This window comes from Labrenzia sp. 011 (assembly GCF_003075075.1).
In the GTDB taxonomy this organism is placed as follows: domain Bacteria; phylum Pseudomonadota; class Alphaproteobacteria; order Rhizobiales; family Stappiaceae; genus Roseibium.
Map to the genome: position 1 here is coordinate 228,566 of NZ_QCYM01000001.1, position 16,484 is coordinate 245,049.

Consider the following 16,484-nt stretch of genomic DNA (forward strand, 5'->3'; position numbering starts at 1 on the left):
AAGCGGCGCCAGTGAAGCCGTTCGGGATACGGCAGGTCTGCCGCGCCGCCGCAAGGCCGGTTTGAGCCCTTTGCGGACACCAGGCCCCCTGAAACAAGCCAAGGGCCTGACAATGACGGTCCTAGTCCTCCGGCAGCATCTGAGGATTCCAGACAATCTCCCACAAGTGCCCGTCGGGGTCAGCGAAGTAGCCTGCATAGCCGCCATAGAACGTGTCCTGCGGTGTCTTGATGACAACGGCTCCGGCTTGCTCGGCTCTTGTCATGATGTCATCGACATCCTCGCGCTGCAGGACATTGTGACCGATACTGCCGGCGGTGGAGCAAATTGTGCCCTTTGGCAATCCGGTGTCGTGAACGAGGTCATCGTGTCCCCAGATCGCCAGCTTCACCCCTCCGGCCAGGTCGAAGAAGGCCACCGCGCCATGTTCGAACTCGCGCCCGATGATGCCGTCTGTCGGCAGACCCAACCCGTCACGATAAAAGACAAGCGAACGCTCAAGGTCGGCGACGGCAAGTGTTAGAACGGAAATACGAGGTTTCATGTCCATACCCTTTCTATCGGCGTCCACGTTCTGCGGACACCTCGATAGTCTTGGGCCGTCACTGTCGCGACGGAAGGACTCGCACTGCGAGGGCCGGGCCAACCGTCCCGAGCCTAACCTGTTTCAGACGCACGAAAATTACGGGCCGGACCAACACAAGTCAACGTCTGTTTGGTTCGCAATGCCGGCTTCTGGCGGCGTTTTCGCAGATGCAACGAATGACCGCTTCGGCAGCACGGACCGCAGCAGCGTATCAGCGTGTGAATGTCCCCAGTGGCCCGGAAACGCCCAAACGACATCCCCGAAATACCCCGGCTACCCGGCGGACAGCCAGCTCGGCAGGCCGGAGGAGGCAAGGCCGCTTGTGGCGGTTTCGGCGCAGTCCTTCAGGCTGCCGAATCTTACGGCTCGTCCTGTCAGGCCCTTGGCATAATGGGAGTATTTGCCGGAATTGGTCATCAGGACAGCGGTCTGCGTCGGGAAAACCGGCTCGGTAATCGAGCACCAGCAGATATCGGGGATGACCTGAACGCCGGCCTCTTGCAGACGGTCGATGAGACCCTCCTTCCTGGCCGTGGCCAGAACGGCGCGGCCGACAGTCACGATTGTCCTGGTGTCGGGATGACACGACCGGCCACGCAGAAAATCGGCAAAGTTCCGGCATTCGCTCAGCGAGGCATGCGGGCTGCCGATTGCCACCAGATCGACCTTGTCATCGGCGGTGTTGAACTCCCGCCAGAGCTGCGCCAGGTCGCCTGCGGTGATGACACTTCTGGGCGCGCCGTCCCGCAGGGGGAGGGCCCCTTCGGGCGTATGGCCGCGCACATGCAGCATCGGCGCTGCCGACGTCGTGCCGAAGGCCGCGCACAGTCCCTTGAGATCGTCTGGCGTCGGTGATGCCGCTTCGAGACCGGTGAGCACGGGAATGCCGTTCGGCGATCTGGCACCGGCCAGCCAGCCCAGCATGGGCCACAGGGAATCGTCATGGGTTTCGGGCAGTTCCACATATATCTCGCAGTCCGGGCGCCGGTTTTCCGCAAGGTAGACGCCCGTGTTCGGCGCGCGCCCGGTCATTGCGATAAAAAGGTCGAGATAGTCGGGGTGTTTTTGCGTGCGGGCCCCCAGGACCGAATTCGCATAGATGACCGCGTTGGATTCGGACCAGCCGATCTGTTCGTTTTCGGCTGGGATATCATCCAGAAGATAGGGGGCGCAGGTGAATGTTGGCCGGGCTCCCATGTTGACATAGGCATCCGCAAGACGACTGGCCCTGGAGCCGAAATCGGGGAGAACACCTTGCGATTGCCAGTTCTCGCGATCCACGGAAATGGCATTGATCGTGGTCGGTATGGCGATTTTCGCGCCCATCTGATGCATCTTCTCGGCAAAATCGAGATTGGCATCATGGGCGAGGATGCAGCCGTCGATATGGGCGCGCGAAACATCCGTCAGACTGGTTGCGCCCTGCGCGCTCGCCATCAGACACAGGACCTCCATGGCGATCTTCCGGGCTGTGCCGTCCTTGCCATCCAGCAGTGACCGGTCGGCCTCGCTCAGCGACAGGGCCCCGGCGCCGGGTCTGTGCAGTTCGATTGCCTGATCCTGGAACAGAAGGACCCCGTCGCGGATTTCCGCTTCGCCGGCTTTGGACAGCGCGTCGTAAAGGGGCGGAGAAAGCCGCAGGATCGCCACAGGCCGGTCAAACAGCCGTCCGGCAATCATCGCGCCCAGGGTGAGGATGGATTCCTCTTCGCGAAACACAAGGGCCGCCGGGGCCTCGCCGTTGCGCGCAAGTTGCAGCATCACGCCGCTGCCGCTGCAGGAGCCCCGGGAGGTGGGCATCAACACGATGCGGCCCGCGAGCGAGGTGCCGTGATCGGGATGATGGGCGTCGATAATCACGCCCGTATCAGGATCCACGCCGCCCCAGAAACTCAATCCCTCCCTGCAGTTGAGAACCTCGCCCTTCGCATCGCGTTCGACGAAGAGTGTTGCGCTGTGGGGGACGTCCGGGATCATGCTTCGCCTCTTTGGGTGGGTATGTGTCTCAGGGGGTGAACTCATGCATGCAGATGAACCGGTTTGAGGCGGCCTGGTCTTCATTAATCAGTTTGCACCCTGGGGTTTCATCTTCGATCCGGAGCGCCGGTCCGCCCGGCGGCCCGGATCGATGATGTGATTTCTGCCCCTTGTATCGGAGCCGGTTTCCTTTTATTGAATATTGTATCCAATTTAATAACAAGAAACCAGCAACACTCCTTTCAGAGGGAATTAAAATGAAAAAGACCATGCTTGCCGCGCTCTCAGCCGCGGCGCTGTTTACCTCAGCCCTGAGCACCGCAGCGGTCGCTGACACGCTCGATGACGTCGTGGATCGCGGCACACTCCGCTGTGGCGTCGTTCTGGATTTCCCGCCGATCGGCTATCGGGACGAGAACAACGAACCGGCCGGTTTTGACGTGGAATATTGCGCCGATCTGGCGGCCGCGCTCGAAGTCGAACATGAAATCCTGCCGCTGACGTGGTCCGAACGCCTGCCCGTGATCGTCACCGGCCGTGCCGACGTCGTCTTCGGCGGCACCTCCGACAGCCTTGCGCGCGCCCGCACCGTCGGATTCTCGATCCCTTACGCAATCTACTATGCACAGGGTGTCGTCGGTGCCGACAGCGGCATCACGACTTTCGAAGACATTCGTGGCAAGCGCGTTGCTGCGGCGATCGGCACGGTTCCGGAGCAGGAATGGCTCAAGATTGCCGCCGAATGGGGCGAAGAGGACAACTACCAGGGCTATCAGTCGGAAAACGAGGTCTTCCTTGCCGTTGCCCAGGGCAAGGCCGATATCGGCCTGACGACCAACACGGCCGTTTTGCCGATCACGAAACAGTATGACACCATCGTCGCCGGTCCGCGCATGCCCTGGACGACCGATTACACGTCCGTTGTCGGCAAGCGCAAGGATGTGACCTGGCTCAACTACCTGAACCTGTTTGTGACCCATCAGGTCCGCTCCGGCCGCTATCAGGAGCTCTGGGGCAAATACGTTGGCGGAGAAGCGCCTGAACTGCGTATCCCGGGCGTCATGTATTAACATGATCCCCCGCCCATCGGCGCGATGGGCGGGGGGCTTTACGGGGCAGGGGTACAGACGTGTTTGATTACAATTTTCATTGGCGTCCGGTTCTGAAAAACCTGCCGGATCTGCTGGCGGCAGGACTGACCACCCTGCAGGTGGCCGTCCTGGCCATGATCATCGGGGTCATTGTGGGGCTCGGACTGGCGTTGATCCGGCTGCATATGCGCGGCCCGCTGAGATGGTTCGCATCAGCCTGGGTTGAACTGGCGCGCAACACGCCGGCATTGTTCCAGCTTTTCTTCTTCGGCTTCGGCCTGGGCGCATTGGGGGTACACATGACCCCCTATGCGATTGTCCTGTCGGCACTCAGCTTCAACTGCGCAGGGTATCTGGCGGAAAATTTCCGCGGCGGGTTCCAGGCCATTCCCGATACCCAGATTCGCGCGGCGCGATCCCTGGGGATGACGGCATGGCAGACCTACACGCGGATCATTATCCCCCAGGTGTTCCGGATCGTTTATCATCCGCTGACCAACCAGATGGTCTGGGCCGTGCTGATCTCCTCCCTGGGGATGCTGGTGGGCTTTCGGGAACTGTCGGGCGAAACGCAGGCTCTGGCGAGCCGCACGTACCGCATTTTCGAATATTTCGCCGTTACGGCTGTGATTTACTATCTCATCGTCAAGATCATTCTGGGCGCCTCGCGTTTGCTGGCCGCCCGTCTGTTCAGATATTGAGGGCAGGCAGATGGAACCGACGATAAGCTTCTTTTTCGATTTCCAGCTCAGCGACCTCTGGTATCTGGCCGAGGCCGCCTGGCGCACGCTGCTGATCTCGGCATTGTCAATCACGATCGGGACGGTGCTGGGGGTCGTCTTCGGCTGGATGCTCTTCGAGGGACGTTGGGCCGCAGCCCTGTTCCTCGGGCCGCTGCTGGATGTATTCCGGTCGGTGCCGCTCATCATCCAGCTGGTGCTGTTTTACAATTTTGCGCCAATCATTGGCCTGGTCCTTGATCCGTTCCTCTCCGGGGTGGTCATCCTGTCCATCTATTGCGCGGCCCTGGTGGCCAATGTCGCCCGCGGCGGGATGGAGGCCGTTGGTCCGTCCATGCGCCGCGCGGCCCGCTCCCTGGGGATGAGCTACTGGCAGGACCTTCGCCATGTCGTGCTCCCCATCGGCACCCGGGCCGTATTCCCGTCCTGGGTGGGCGTGGCGCTGGGTGTGATGAAGGACAGCGCGCTGGTGTCTGTCCTTGGGTATGTCGAACTGTTGAAGGCAAGCCAGATCCTGATCACCCGGACGCAGGAACCCCTGCTGATTCTGACGATTGCCGGCGCTTTCTACTTCGCATTGTCTTATCCGATTTCCCGCTACGCGGCGAACCTCGAAAAACGTTGGGCCTCATGATTGAAATTCGTGGACTAGAGAAGTTCTATGGATCGCTGCAGGTTCTCAAGGGCATAGACCTTGATGTGCCGAAAGGCGAAGTGCTGTCGATTGTCGGGGCGTCGGGATCGGGCAAGTCGACCTTGCTCTATTGCATCAATGCGCTTGAGGCGATCCAGGCGGGCTCGGTCATTGTCGATGGCATCGATGTGCATGCCAGGGGCACCGACATCAATGCGTTGCGCCAGAAGCTGGGAATGGTGTTCCAGCAATGGAACAGTTTCCCGCATCTGACCACACTGCAGAATGTTGCCCTGGCGCCGCAGATCGTCAAGGGAAAGTCCAGGGCGGAGTCCCGGGAGATCGCGGCCAGGCAACTGGAGCATGTCGGCCTGGGAGACAAGTTTGACGTCTATCCGAGCGCTTTGTCCGGCGGGCAGCAGCAGCGGCTTGCCATCGCCCGGGCCCTGGCGATGGAACCCGAATACATGCTCTTCGATGAAGCGACTTCGGCGCTTGACCCGGAGTTGGTGGGCGAGGTTCTGGACACCATGCGATTGCTGGCGGAAGAAGGCATGACCATGATCTGTGTGACCCATGAAATGAGCTTTGCCCGGGATGTTTCGGACCGCGTCGCGTTTTTCCATCAGGGCGTTATCGAGGAGATCGATACCGCCTCCGAGATCTTCGGCTCACCCAAGTCGGAACATTTGCAAAAATTCCTGTCCAAGATCCGGTGAGACAAGTCCATGCGCAGCGCTAAAGTGATCCACCTTGTGTCGTGCCACGCGGAAGGGGAGGTTGGGGATGTGATCGTGGGCGGTGTCGCGCCGCCCCCGGGAGAGACGATCTGGGAGCAGCGCAACTGGATTGCGCAGGACGAGGTGCTGCGCAATTTCGTTCTCAATGAACCGCGCGGGGGTGTCTTCCGGCATGTGAACCTGCTGGTGCCGCCGAAACATCCGGATGCGGATGCGGCCTGGATCATCATGGAACCGGAAGACACGCCGCCGATGTCCGGGTCGAATTCCATCTGCGTTTCCACAGTGCTGCTCGAAACCGGCATCGTTGCGATGCGCGAGCCGGTCACCGAGATGATTCTCGAGGCGCCGGGCGGGCTGGTGCACGTTCGGGCGCATTGCGCCGATGGCAAGGCGAAACGGATCGAGGTCGAAAACCTGCCGTCTTTTGCGGGCCTGTTGAATGTTCCGCTCGAGATCGAAGGTATCGGCACGATTCATGTCGATACGGCCTTTGGCGGCGACAGCTTCGTGGTGGTCGATCCTCAGGCCCTCGGGATCGCGCTTGAGGCCGACGAGGCACAGGCCATCGCCCGTCTTGGCGTCAGGATCACCAATGCGGCGAATGAACAGCTGGAATTCCGTCATCCGCTACAGCCGGAATGGCGGCATCATTCCTTCTGTCTCTTCGCAGGTGCCCTGGAGCGTGGTGAAACGGGTCTGCGGGCGAAATCGGTCGTCTCGATCCAGCCCGGCAAGCTGGATCGCTCGCCAACCGGAACTGCGGTATCGGCACGCATGGCCCTGCTGCATGCCAGGGGGGAGATGAAGGTCGGCGACCGCATGACCGCCGTCTCGATCATCGGCTCGGAATTCACCGGAGAAATTCTCGGACTGACGAGCGTTGGCGATGTCCCGGCCATTCGCCCCCAGATCAGCGGGCGAGGCTGGGTTACCGGAACCCATCAGCACATGCTGGACCCGGAAGATCCGTGGCCTGAAGGGTACCGGCTGTCTGATACATGGCCGCGCTACAGATAGGGTCACTTGCCGGCGCGCTTGAAGAAGGAGCCCTGCAGGCAGCCTTGAGGTGAGGTTCAGCGGCGCCCGCATGGCCGAAGCGATCGCATGGACAATGCGTGCGGGCGATTGCCTGAATTCAATTCAGCGCGACAGGCTCTCGCAGTCTTCATCCGCGCGTTTGTCGACCATCAGCTTCAGCAGGTTCGTCTTGGTTTGCGCAATATGTTGCGTCAACTGGGCACATGCTTCCTCGGTTTTGCCCGCACGGGCCAGTTCCAGCAGTTCACGGTGCTCCCGGGTCGCCGGATCGCGTTGCTCCATCACGCTCAGATGCATGCGGACATATCGGTCGGACTGGAGGTTGATGCGATGCAGGACGTCATTGGTCAGCCCGCGATTGGCCGCCGCATAGAGAGCCGAATGATACTCGAAATTCAGCGAGCCCCATTTGCCGACGTCATCCGCATCATAGGAGGTTTCCATTGTCTCCAGGATTTCTTCGCAGCGTTTCAGGTGGGCGGGTGTCATGGCCGCGATGGCCCGCCGAAACAGGTCCACTTCGATCAGGATCCGCAGATCGAAGATTTCCCCGATTTCATCGAGGGAATGCTTGGTAACGGTGGCGCCCAGATTGTTGGTCAGCTGCACCAGGCCTTCGGCATCAAGCCGCTTGAGGGCTTCCCGGACCGGCATGCGCGAAACACCATATTCCTCGGCCAGAGCCTCCTGCCGGATCGTCAGGCCTTCAGCCAGTTCGCCATTCAGGATGCGTTCGCGGATATCGCTTGCTATGGCGTCAGGGAGACTTTGACGGACTATCGCTCGTTTGCTGGCCACTTTTAAATTCTCATTCTGTTTCGCATTTTGGATACAATTATCCTCTTCGAGCTGAATTTCCAACTGAATATCGCGGACTGGCCAGCCAACAAAAGAATATACGGCGCCGCACAAATCTTGTATCCATTATCCTTTGAAAATAGGGTCGGAAAAGTCAGGCAGATGCAAAAAACAGTCGAAATCGCTTTGGATGATGTGTCGAAGCTCGCATTCAACATATTGACACATGCCGGTTACGGCAGCGCCCACGCCCAGTCCATCGCCCAGATGCTCTACACATGCCAGCTGGATGACTGCCAGTCGCACGGTCTTTTCCGGCTGCTCATGTGCATCGAGACGATCAGGGCCGGCAAGATTGACGGACACATCGCCCCGTCGATCTCCCAGGCGGGCAAAGCGATCATCAAGGCCGATGCCCGCGGCGGCATGTCTCTGCTGGCGATGGAACAGGCCGTTCCGCTTCTGGTGGAAAAAACGCGCGAATTCGGGATTGCCGCTGTTGCAGTCAATCACTGCTTTCATTTCTCGGCTCTCTGGCCCGAGGTCGAACGCCTGTCGGCCGAGGGGCTGGCCGCGATGACAATGGTCCCCAGCCATTCATGGGTCGCCCCGGCAGGAGGGACGCGAGGCACGCTTGGCACCAACCCCATGGCATTCAGCTGGCCGCGTCAGGGGAGGGACCCATTCACTTTCGATTTCGCGACGAGCGCTTTCGCGCGGGGAGAGATCGAGCTTTACAAGAGAGCGGGAAAGCCCTTGCCGGACGGCGTTGCGATCGACAAGGACGGCAATCCGACCAATGATCCCGATGCCGCATTGGCCGGCGCCATGCTCACCTTCGGCGGCTACAAGGGGTCGGCGCTTTCCGTCATGATCGAACTGTTGGCCGGCCCGTTGATTGACGACATGACCAGCCTTGAAAGCATGGAGTTTGCGCAGGGCAAGTCCGGGGCTCCCTATCACGGACAGATCCTGCTCGCCTTCGATCTGGAGCAGTTTTCCGGCGGGCAGCTGGCCAGAAATGAGGCGCGGGCTGAAAGGTTGTTCGCCGATATCATCGATCAGGGCGCCCGCTTGCCGTCGCAGCGCCGTTTCGCGGCCCGCGCGCGCAATCTGAAGCGCGGGTTTGTCGAAATCTCTTCAGGTCTTTACGACGACCTGTGTGCCTTGCTGCCTTGATTTGAGCGGCGTCCGGCACAGAGCCTTCGCCGCTGTGCCGGTCCGGCCGGGCTGCCGGGGCATCGCGGAGTGCAGGAGTGCCCGCGCCGGGCCCCGACCCGTCAGGGTCGGGAGCGTGTCGTGGATTGCAGGCGGCACTGTCGCGCCATTGCAGGAGCCGGTTACATGCATTCGGCGATGACGCCGCCCTGCCTGACCCAATCGGAAAACCATGCGCGGAACAGCGTATACTGCTGTTCGCAATAGTTGCGCTGAGCATCTGAAAGTGCGTCGGTTTCATTGATGTGCAGGCGGTATTCTTCCTCGCCGTTGAGCACAAGAAGATGCTTGTAATAAAGGACCAGATCGGTGCCCTCGTCGAAGCTGGACAGGACGCCGATGGCTTCTTCCAGCTCCAATGCGCGCTTGCGCGCTTCGGCGTGTCCGCCGGCTGCCTTTTGCGCCAGAGCTGCCAGCAGCAGGGCTTCCTTTGGCAAGGCCGTCCCGATCCCGGTGATCGAACCGGTTGCGCCGCAGTTGACGATGCCATGGAACACTTCGGTGTCGACCCCGACCATCAGGGTGACCTGGTCGTCCTGGGATGTGATGTGCTCGGCGGCGTAGCGCAGGTCATCCTTGCCGCCGAATTCCTTGAAGCCGACAAGGTTCGGATGCTCGGCCCGCAGGGCAAAGAACAGGTCGGCGCGGGTGGCGAAGCCGTAGACCGGACTGTTGTAGATAATGGCCGGCACATCTGGTGCCGCGCTCAGGATGGATTTGAAATGGTTCTTCTGGGCGATCGGGGACGATCCGCGTGACAGGACCCGCGGAATGACCATCAGACCCGCCGCGCCGACCTCTTGCGCATGCGCCGCATGGGCCGTTGCCGATTTCGAGTTGACGGCTCCCGTCCCCACAACGACCGGAACACCGGCCTTCACGAGCCTTTCGACACCTTCCATGCGCTGCGCGTCGCTCAGCAACGGCCAGTCGCCCATCGACCCGCAATAGACAACGGCAGACATGCCGGCGTCGATCATCTCCTTGCCCTTTTTCACCAGCGCGTCGAAGTCAGGACTGCGGTCTGCTTTGCAAGGTGTCATAAGCGCAGGCATGGTGCCGGTGAAGATATTGGGCATAGGAGTTCCTCCATATTCGGTCAGCTCATGAATGAGCCGGGTTTCTGGTTGCGGAGCATTATCGGGCCGGGATGCGGGCCGGACAGGTGCGGCTAGGCGTGCGTTTCGATGGAGCCGTGACTCGCATCGGAAGGTGGTTCCCAATGACATAATGTATCCAACATCCATTGTAAATTTGTGAAGCGCTTTATTATGTCTTTTCTCTGCAAGGTCCTTTCAGCAGAGACGCGTCTACGGTCATCGCCCTGAGTTTGATTCTGCGTGATGTCGTGACCGGGCCGAAGCGACCCAGCAGGGTCGCTTGAAACCCAAACCCGTCACCTGGCTGTCTCTTTCGTCTGCAAACAAGGGCCTCGTGCCCATATTGCCTCTAGAGATTTGCTCAGGTAGCTGCGCTCCCAACCAAAAGAACCGCCGTTATCCCATCCTCTGGGAAAGTCTTTCCTTTCGCGGGCCGGTAATACCCCTACGCGGGAAGCTTATATCCCGATCATCGCCGGAGGGTCGTCTCGGAAACGGGGCGGCGCCCGTCTCCGATATTCGCGCCCAACCGGGCAAGGCAAACTCTCCGATCCGTGGCCAGTGCTGCGAGCGTGCCGGTTACCACCGGCGCGGGGAGGTCTGTCTTGCCGTATTCGAAGAAAGACCGACATGACCGTTTCCCTGACCGCCGCCGCCAAAAAACGCTATTCCACCAAGGCCTATGACCCGGACCGCAAGATCCCCGAGGCGGATATTGCCAGGCTGAAGGAGCTGCTGCGCCTGGCTCCTTCCTCGGTCAATCTTCAGCCCTGGTACTTTGTCATCGCCGCAAGCGAGGAGGGCAAGGCCCGCGTCGCCAGAGCGACAGACGAGGCCTATCCCTTCAACTCACCCAAGATCACAGACGCCTCCCACGTGGTGGTCTTCGCGACCCGGCTCAAGGCCGATGACGAGGGGTTCCTGAATACCCTTCTGGAAAAGGAAGCCGCCGATGGCCGCTTCGACGCAGACCCGGAACAGTTCCGCGCCGACATGGACCGCGGCCGCCGCATGTTCATCTCCATCCATACCGGCCAGCGCAAGGATGCCTTCGACTGGATGGACAAGCAGACCTATCTCAACATGGGCCAGTTTCTCCTCGCCGCCGCGCAGCTGGGCATCGACACGACGCCGATGGAAGGCGTGGATACCGACGTGCTGGACCGGGAATTCGGTCTGACGGAAAAGGGCTACAAGGCCGCCGCCGTGGTCAGCCTCGGCTATCATTCCCAAAAGGACTTCAACGCCGCTCTGCCCAAATCCCGCTTGAGCGAAGACGCGATCATGGAAACCGTCTGACACCGGAACGCTGCCGCCGGTTTCCTGCGCGACGGCTCAGCGGTTCCTGATCCGCTCGAGTACCTCCGGCGACCACCAGAGCGCGGCGCTTTCGTCCATGGCTCTGGTGTGCAGGGCGCCGATGCGCTTGTGCATGAAATCCAGAAACACCTTCACCCGGCGCGGCATGATCGCGCCGGGCGGACGCATCGCCCAGATCCGCGCCTGTTCGGCAAAGATGTAGTCGGTCATGACCGGCACCAGCGCACCGGTTTCAAGTTCCTGACGGACGCGGAAGGGGGAGACAGGCGCGATTCCCAGATCCGCCAGCATCCAATGGGCGAGGGCTTCCACATAGTCACAGATCACCGGCGCCTTTACCGGGACGCGATGGATCGTTCCATCCGGCCCCGAGAGCAGGTAGTGATCCAGACCGGTCAGATGCAGGCAGACATGGCGTTCCAGCTCCGCAGGCGTTTTCGGTTCGCCATGCTTCTCCAGATAGGCGGGGGTGGCCGCCAGCAGGACCGGATAGCTGGAAACCTTGCGCGCCAGGAGGCTGGAAGGTTGCAGATCCGCGATGCGGAAGGTCAGGTCATAGCCCTGCTCGACCATGTCGAGGACCTTGTCCGAAAGCCGCAGGTCGAGAGTCAGCTCCGGATGAAGGGCCACGAATTCGGGCACGAAGGGAATGAGATGGGAGCGGGCAAAGCCCGTCGGCGCACCGACGCGCAGCGTTCCGTGCAGAGGCCTGTCGTCATCGGCGAGCGCCTGGCTGGCCTCTTCGATGCTCTGCAGGATCCGCTGGGCATGGTCCAGGAACACCTCTCCATCGCTGGTCAGGGTGACGGTGCGGGTGGTGCGATGGAACATGCTCGCCCCCAGATGCTTTTCCAGCGATTTCAGCAGGTGGCTGGCATGGGTGGAGGAATGGCCCAGCTCCTCGCCCGCGCGCCCGATGGCCCCCAGTTCCGCAGCCCTGACGAATAGCTCCAAAGCCTTGAGATCGAATGACATGTCCGCGTGTCGCCCTGTCTGGAGGGATCTTCATCCCGATCGGTCCGATTGTCCTGCCGTGACGTCGCACATACTTCCCAGGTGAAATCAGCGCAAGGGACGCCGGAGCGGGGAATTAACCGCTGAAGACCGGCCAAGATACATCAGACGGAAGATTTCCGGAGGGAGTGCGCGCCGACACCATCATCGTGGCAGGCTTCATATATTGTTGACTGAAAAAACTTTTTTCGTCTGATATTTCTTGACACCGGCTCCCGCCTCGGCTTCCGTGCACGTGATGCAGGATCTTGCCGGGTTGTTGATTTCACCGGTAGCGGCAACAGGACAACGAACTTTGCAGGCCGTCATTTGCGGATAGCATCATTCGCCCCCCCAACCGTATTCTGCCTCCGCGAGAGCGCCTGTCGGTGCCCTGCGAACCTTTGGAGACGATTGATGTTCAGAATGAAATGCGTGCTTGCATCGACAATATTGGCCACCGGCCTCTTCAGCAGTTTCGCCATGGCGGATTCAGATGCCGGTGAAGCCGTTCCCGACGCGGTCATCGCCGAACAGCGCGAGGAACTGGCCGAGGCAACCAAGAGCGGCGGTTTCGGACCCCAGTCTCCCCGGGACATCGAAGTTGACAATGGCAAGAACACCCGTGCGTTCGGCGCGGCGCCAGCCTTTCCGAAAATGACACTGTGCGACATCCATTTTCATGAAAATGCCGAGCACAAGGGTGGCGATTTCACCACCTATGCCGGCAATGGCGACGGCTTTGGTCACGGCACCGGCTTCAGGTATGACGGCAAGCTGACCGGCGCGGAACTTGCCCCGGTCGACAGGAAGATCGGCGAAAGCGAGCACGGCGACCTGGTTCCCGGCGACACCATCGAAATCCATTTCGTCTATTCGACCGCTCTGGCGGCGCCCGGCCCGACCCTGGGAACCTGCCTGAGCGATGCCATCAACAATCCGCAACTGCGCGTGGAAGCGGTGATCGCCGTTCTGGTCAATGACCCGGCCGCGGCGGACTTTGTCGAAATGGCGAAGATCGACACGGTCGACGGTCTCTACCAGGCGCCGAACCTCCCGGATAATCTCGGTACGCCGGTCGAATATGCCGGCTCCACCACCGGCCCGGGCTACAACGAAAAGGCCTCGCCCTTTCATGTGACCTGGAGCGTCCGCCCGCAAACCGTGAAACTGGACATCAATTCCATCGGTGACTGGCTGGAAGACAATGTCTTCCATGAAGACCACGCACATGGCGTGCGCAATCTCGTGCTCAACCCGGATCTTCTGTCGCAGATCTCCAACTAGCCGGCCCGTGGTCACCTGATCGCAGGACTGGCCGCCGGTTCGAAACCGGTCACTTTTAAGACCTCCAGCCGGAAGCGGCCGGAGGTCTTCTGACTCATGGCCGGGCAGACCGACCGCCGCTTTCATACCCGCCCCCATGTTGCCCGGCTCCGGAAAACGTGCCAGCCTTCCCCCAGCCTTGGAGGAGGAGAGCCATGCCTGAGATTTCCAGCGACCGGGATTGCCAGACCGTCATCACCACTTTCGAAATGACGCCGGGCACGTGTTTCGACCTCATGGACGAACTGAGGGACGCCTACGAGAATTTCATCCGCCACCAGCCCGGATTCATCGGCGCGGGGCTTCATGTCAACGACGCGCAGACGCGCATCGCCAATTATTCGCAGTGGCGCCGGCGGGAGGATTTTCTGGCAATGCTGAGATCGACGGAAATGCGCGAGCGCAACCGGCGGATCAGCGCCCTGTGCAAGAGTTTCGAACCGGTGATGTACGACGTGACGGAAAGCTTCGATTAGACCGCGCGCTCCGTCTGCCTTTGCCGTTCGCTGCCGGTCGGCGATCCTCGACATGTTTTCCTTCTCCCGATGTCACGATGTCCGTGGCAGGCCTCGCGATGACCGCCCCATTCGATCTGTTTTCACAGTTTCCGGGGCACAGTGGTCCAAACGGAGTTGATGGAGGGAAAACCCGTGGCCAATATGCGCTGACTTCAATGAAAAGCCGGAACTGAAGACGACCTGGAATGAACTACCGGATTACGGACTGCCGGGCCCTTGGCCCCGGGGAACTCGCCGACGCAATGAACGAGGCGTTTTCCGACTATGTGACGCCCCTGCAGATGAGCGAGGCGAAATTTGTCGATTTTCAGCGCCAGCGCGGGTTCTCCGGCAGGCATTCCTTCGTCGCCCTGAACGAGGGGAAGATCGCCGCCTTCTGGTTTTCCGGACAGGCGGATCCGACTTTCGGCAACAGGGCCTATACGCTGTCGGTCGGTACCAGCCCTGACCACCGCCGCCGCGGGTTGTCGCGCCGCTTGCTCCAGGCCGTCGTGGACGCCCAGAAGGCGGAGCAGGCGAGCGGTCTGCAGCTGGAAGTGATCACCACCAACGACAAGGCTGTCTGCGCCTATGAGGACTTCGGCTTCTTCCGGCAGCGCACCCTGCGTGTCTGCAAGCTGACGAAAGAACACCTCGATGCGGCAGAGCCGGGCCGGTGGACAGTCGAGGATCTGCAGCTGGAGGCGCTGCCCACCGACGAGGACGCCTATTTCGAAACACGGCCGACGCCGCAGAATGCCCGCGCGGCCCTTGTCGGCCTGAGACCCGATATCCATCTGATCGGCGTGCGGGAAGGCGGCGAGCTGCTGGGGTGGGGCGCTGCCTACAAGGATGGCGCGGTCGCCCAGATCGCCGTTCACAAAGCGCACCGCAGGCGCGGCATCGGGCAGGCGCTCTTGCGGGAATTGTGTCAGCGGACCGGCGCGGATCAGCTGCTCTTCGTGAATGTCGATGAAGAGGCAGCCGGTCTGAATGCCTTCCTGGACAGGTTCGGCGCCGAAGATCTTCTGCGGCAATACGAGATGTGCCTGGAACTGCCGGCGCTCATCCGTCTTTCCTGAACGGGGCGTGCTCGGCGAGCGCGGCATTTTCTTGTTCCACCGCCGCCCGTTCATGCTCGAGGAAATCGGCGACCGCATCGTGCAGCCCTTCATGGGCGATCCAGTGGGCGGAATAGGTGGTGGCAGGCAGATAGCCGCGGGCGAGCTTGTGCGCGCCCTGCGCACCGGCCTCCACGCGCTTCAGTCCGTGGGCGATGGCAAAATCGATGGCCTGATAGTAGCAGAGCTCGAAATGCAGGAACGGATGATGTTCCGTGCAGCCCCAGTTGCGGCCGAAGAGCGTGTCCGAGCCGATGAAATTGAGCGCACCGGCCACGTAGCGTCCGTTGCGTTTGGCCATCACCAGGAGCGTGCGGTCCGCCAGCCGTTCGTTGATCAGCGAGAAGAACGCCCGGTTGAGATAGGGGCGGCCCCATTTGCGGCTGCCGGTGTCCAGGTAGAAGGTGTAGAAGGCGTCCCAGTGCGCTTCGGTCAGGTCCGATCCGGTGACCCATTCCACCTCGATGCCCTCGGCGCTCAGTGCCTCGCGCCGTTCCTTGCGAATGGCCTTGCGCTTGCGTGAGGCGAGATCCCCCAGAAAGCCTTCAAAGCTGTCGTAGCCGTTGTTTTCCCAGTGGAACTGCTGGTCGGTGCGCTGCAGGTAGCCCAGCTCGCCGAGGCTGTCCCACTCCGGCCTGGTCAGGAAGGTTGCATGCACGGAAGAGGCTCCGGTCCGTCGGCAGACCTGAACCAGGCCGGCCGCCAGGGCCTGCAGGCCCGCTTCTCGGTTGACGCCGGCCCGGGTCAGGAAGCGTCGGCCTGTCGCCGGGGTGAAGGGCACGGAGACCTGCAGCTTCGGATAATAGTCGCCACCGGCCCGGTGGAACGCTTCGGCCCAGCCGTGGTCGAAGACATATTCACCTTGCGAATGGCCCTTCAGATAGGCTGGAACGGCGCCGAGGAGCGTGCCCGTGTCGTCTTCCAGAAGCATGTGCCGGGGCAGCCAGCCGGTTTCCGCCGTGGCGCATCCTGAGGCCTCCAGAGCCTCCAGAAACGCATGCGAGAGAAACGGGTTGAAGGAGACGTCTTCGACTGAAGGGGCGGCGTCATCCCCCAGAAGGGCGGCAAGATCATCCGGCGCGGCCCGGCCGGAAACCTTTTCCAGAAGACCGCGCTCGCCCAGGTGCCAGCCGGGATTGGCGACCTCGTCCCAGGCCGTGCGCGGGACATCCTTCAGCGATGACAGAATACGTAAGGTGGCGGCCTGATCGGCACCGGCTGACGCGGTGTCCTTGCCGTCCTTTGGAGGGGATGAGGTCATGCGTCAGAAAGAACCACGATTGGAAGCCATGCCCGAAATGT

16 protein-coding genes are annotated in these 16,484 nt (G+C 61.1%); 10 read left to right on the top strand and 6 right to left on the bottom strand.

Going from position 1 to position 16,484, the window contains the following annotated elements:
• Positions 1-121 precede the first annotated feature (121 nt).
• Positions 122-544 carry a VOC family protein gene (locus DCO57_RS01055; RefSeq protein WP_116697319.1) on the bottom strand — a complete coding sequence of 141 codons (423 nt, stop codon included), beginning with the start codon at positions 542-544 and terminating at the stop codon, positions 122-124.
• Positions 545-859: 315 nt separating this feature from the next.
• Positions 860-2,563 carry an aconitase family protein gene (locus DCO57_RS01060; protein ID WP_205756049.1) on the bottom strand — a complete coding sequence of 568 codons (1,704 nt, stop codon included), beginning with the start codon at positions 2,561-2,563 and terminating at the stop codon, positions 860-862.
• 257 nt (positions 2,564-2,820) lie between these two features.
• On the opposite strand from DCO57_RS01060, the gene DCO57_RS01065 reads away from it, so the two are divergent.
• From DCO57_RS01065 to DCO57_RS01085, 5 genes are read left to right on the top strand one after another with little or no spacing between them, the layout of a single operon-like run.
• Positions 2,821-3,633 carry a transporter substrate-binding domain-containing protein gene (locus DCO57_RS01065; RefSeq protein WP_208977719.1) on the top strand — a complete coding sequence of 271 codons (813 nt, stop codon included), beginning with the start codon at positions 2,821-2,823 and terminating at the stop codon, positions 3,631-3,633.
• Between the two features lie 59 nt (positions 3,634-3,692).
• Positions 3,693-4,355: an amino acid ABC transporter permease gene (locus DCO57_RS01070; RefSeq protein WP_116697000.1), complete on the top strand. Its 663-nt coding sequence runs from the start codon at positions 3,693-3,695 to the stop codon at positions 4,353-4,355.
• 10 nt (positions 4,356-4,365) lie between these two features.
• Positions 4,366-5,028 (top strand): amino acid ABC transporter permease, encoded by a 663-nt coding sequence (locus tag DCO57_RS01075; protein WP_116697001.1) that lies wholly within the window; start codon positions 4,366-4,368, stop codon positions 5,026-5,028.
• Positions 5,025-5,747 (top strand): amino acid ABC transporter ATP-binding protein, encoded by a 723-nt coding sequence (locus DCO57_RS01080; RefSeq protein ID WP_116697002.1) that lies wholly within the window; start codon positions 5,025-5,027, stop codon positions 5,745-5,747. The genes DCO57_RS01075 and DCO57_RS01080 overlap by 4 nt, the downstream gene beginning before the upstream one ends.
• A 9-nt stretch (positions 5,748-5,756) precedes the next feature.
• Positions 5,757-6,788, top strand: coding sequence for a proline racemase family protein (locus DCO57_RS01085; RefSeq protein ID WP_116697003.1), 1,032 nt, complete (start codon positions 5,757-5,759; stop codon positions 6,786-6,788).
• Positions 6,789-6,911: 123 nt separating this feature from the next.
• Here the strand turns inward: DCO57_RS01085 and DCO57_RS01090 are convergent, their stop codons facing one another.
• The gene (locus tag DCO57_RS01090; protein ID WP_116697004.1) at positions 6,912-7,607 is read right to left on the bottom strand and encodes a GntR family transcriptional regulator; all 696 of its coding nucleotides are present in this window, start codon (positions 7,605-7,607) and stop codon (positions 6,912-6,914) included.
• A gap of 162 nt (positions 7,608-7,769) precedes the next feature.
• Between DCO57_RS01090 and DCO57_RS01095 the strand changes: the two genes are divergently transcribed.
• On the top strand, positions 7,770-8,786 hold the full coding sequence (locus DCO57_RS01095; protein ID WP_116697005.1) for an Ldh family oxidoreductase: 1,017 nt from the start codon (positions 7,770-7,772) through the stop codon (positions 8,784-8,786).
• Positions 8,787-8,947: 161 nt separating this feature from the next.
• On the opposite strand, the gene DCO57_RS01100 is transcribed toward DCO57_RS01095, so the two are convergent.
• Positions 8,948-9,904, bottom strand: coding sequence for a dihydrodipicolinate synthase family protein (locus DCO57_RS01100; protein ID WP_116697006.1), 957 nt, complete (start codon positions 9,902-9,904; stop codon positions 8,948-8,950).
• A 651-nt stretch (positions 9,905-10,555) separates the two neighbouring features.
• Between DCO57_RS01100 and nfsB the strand changes: the two genes are divergently transcribed.
• Positions 10,556-11,224, top strand: a complete 669-nt coding sequence (nfsB, locus tag DCO57_RS01105; protein WP_116697007.1) for an oxygen-insensitive NAD(P)H nitroreductase — start codon at positions 10,556-10,558, stop codon at positions 11,222-11,224.
• A gap of 36 nt (positions 11,225-11,260) precedes the next feature.
• On the opposite strand, the gene DCO57_RS01110 is transcribed toward nfsB, so the two are convergent.
• Positions 11,261-12,220: a LysR family transcriptional regulator gene (locus DCO57_RS01110; RefSeq protein ID WP_116697008.1), complete on the bottom strand. Its 960-nt coding sequence runs from the start codon at positions 12,218-12,220 to the stop codon at positions 11,261-11,263.
• Between the two features lie 435 nt (positions 12,221-12,655).
• Here DCO57_RS01110 and DCO57_RS01115 point away from each other — a divergent pair, with 435 nt between their 5' ends.
• The 3 genes from DCO57_RS01115 (at position 12,656) to DCO57_RS01125 (ending at position 15,143) form a co-directional block, all read left to right on the top strand.
• Positions 12,656-13,525, top strand: coding sequence for a delta-class carbonic anhydrase (locus tag DCO57_RS01115; protein WP_208977720.1), 870 nt, complete (start codon positions 12,656-12,658; stop codon positions 13,523-13,525).
• Positions 13,526-13,719: 194 nt separating this feature from the next.
• Positions 13,720-14,040 (top strand): antibiotic biosynthesis monooxygenase family protein, encoded by a 321-nt coding sequence (locus DCO57_RS01120; protein ID WP_116697009.1) that lies wholly within the window; start codon positions 13,720-13,722, stop codon positions 14,038-14,040.
• Positions 14,041-14,267: 227 nt separating this feature from the next.
• Complete coding sequence (locus DCO57_RS01125) at positions 14,268-15,143, top strand: GNAT family N-acetyltransferase (protein ID WP_116697010.1); 876 nt, start codon at positions 14,268-14,270, stop codon at positions 15,141-15,143.
• Here DCO57_RS01125 and DCO57_RS01130 read toward each other — a convergent pair.
• Positions 15,127-16,443, bottom strand: a complete 1,317-nt coding sequence (locus tag DCO57_RS01130; RefSeq protein ID WP_116697011.1) for a GNAT family N-acetyltransferase — start codon at positions 16,441-16,443, stop codon at positions 15,127-15,129. The two genes, DCO57_RS01125 and DCO57_RS01130, sit on opposite strands and share 17 nt — an antisense overlap.
• Between the last annotated feature and the right edge of the window lie 41 nt (positions 16,444-16,484).

What these genes read in the sequence shown, in the direction of transcription:
- DCO57_RS01080 (WP_116697002.1), top strand. Translation starts at nt 5,025, where the DNA reads ATGATTGAAATTCGTGGACTAGAGAAGTTCTATGGATCGCTGCAGGTT.
- DCO57_RS01130 (WP_116697011.1), bottom strand. Translation starts at nt 16,443, where the DNA reads ATGACCTCATCCCCTCCAAAGGACGGCAAGGACACCGCGTCAGCCGGT.
- DCO57_RS01075 (WP_116697001.1), top strand. Translation starts at nt 4,366, where the DNA reads ATGGAACCGACGATAAGCTTCTTTTTCGATTTCCAGCTCAGCGACCTC.
- DCO57_RS01095 (WP_116697005.1), top strand. Translation starts at nt 7,770, where the DNA reads ATGCAAAAAACAGTCGAAATCGCTTTGGATGATGTGTCGAAGCTCGCA.
- DCO57_RS01100 (WP_116697006.1), bottom strand. Translation starts at nt 9,904, where the DNA reads ATGCCCAATATCTTCACCGGCACCATGCCTGCGCTTATGACACCTTGC.
- DCO57_RS01065 (WP_208977719.1), top strand. Translation starts at nt 2,821, where the DNA reads ATGAAAAAGACCATGCTTGCCGCGCTCTCAGCCGCGGCGCTGTTTACC.
- DCO57_RS01060 (WP_205756049.1), bottom strand. Translation starts at nt 2,563, where the DNA reads ATGATCCCGGACGTCCCCCACAGCGCAACACTCTTCGTCGAACGCGAT.
- DCO57_RS01085 (WP_116697003.1), top strand. Translation starts at nt 5,757, where the DNA reads ATGCGCAGCGCTAAAGTGATCCACCTTGTGTCGTGCCACGCGGAAGGG.
- DCO57_RS01110 (WP_116697008.1), bottom strand. Translation starts at nt 12,220, where the DNA reads ATGTCATTCGATCTCAAGGCTTTGGAGCTATTCGTCAGGGCTGCGGAA.
- DCO57_RS01120 (WP_116697009.1), top strand. Translation starts at nt 13,720, where the DNA reads ATGCCTGAGATTTCCAGCGACCGGGATTGCCAGACCGTCATCACCACT.
- DCO57_RS01055 (WP_116697319.1), bottom strand. Translation starts at nt 544, where the DNA reads ATGAAACCTCGTATTTCCGTTCTAACACTTGCCGTCGCCGACCTTGAG.
- DCO57_RS01125 (WP_116697010.1), top strand. Translation starts at nt 14,268, where the DNA reads ATGAACTACCGGATTACGGACTGCCGGGCCCTTGGCCCCGGGGAACTC.
- nfsB (WP_116697007.1), top strand. Translation starts at nt 10,556, where the DNA reads ATGACCGTTTCCCTGACCGCCGCCGCCAAAAAACGCTATTCCACCAAG.
- DCO57_RS01115 (WP_208977720.1), top strand. Translation starts at nt 12,656, where the DNA reads ATGTTCAGAATGAAATGCGTGCTTGCATCGACAATATTGGCCACCGGC.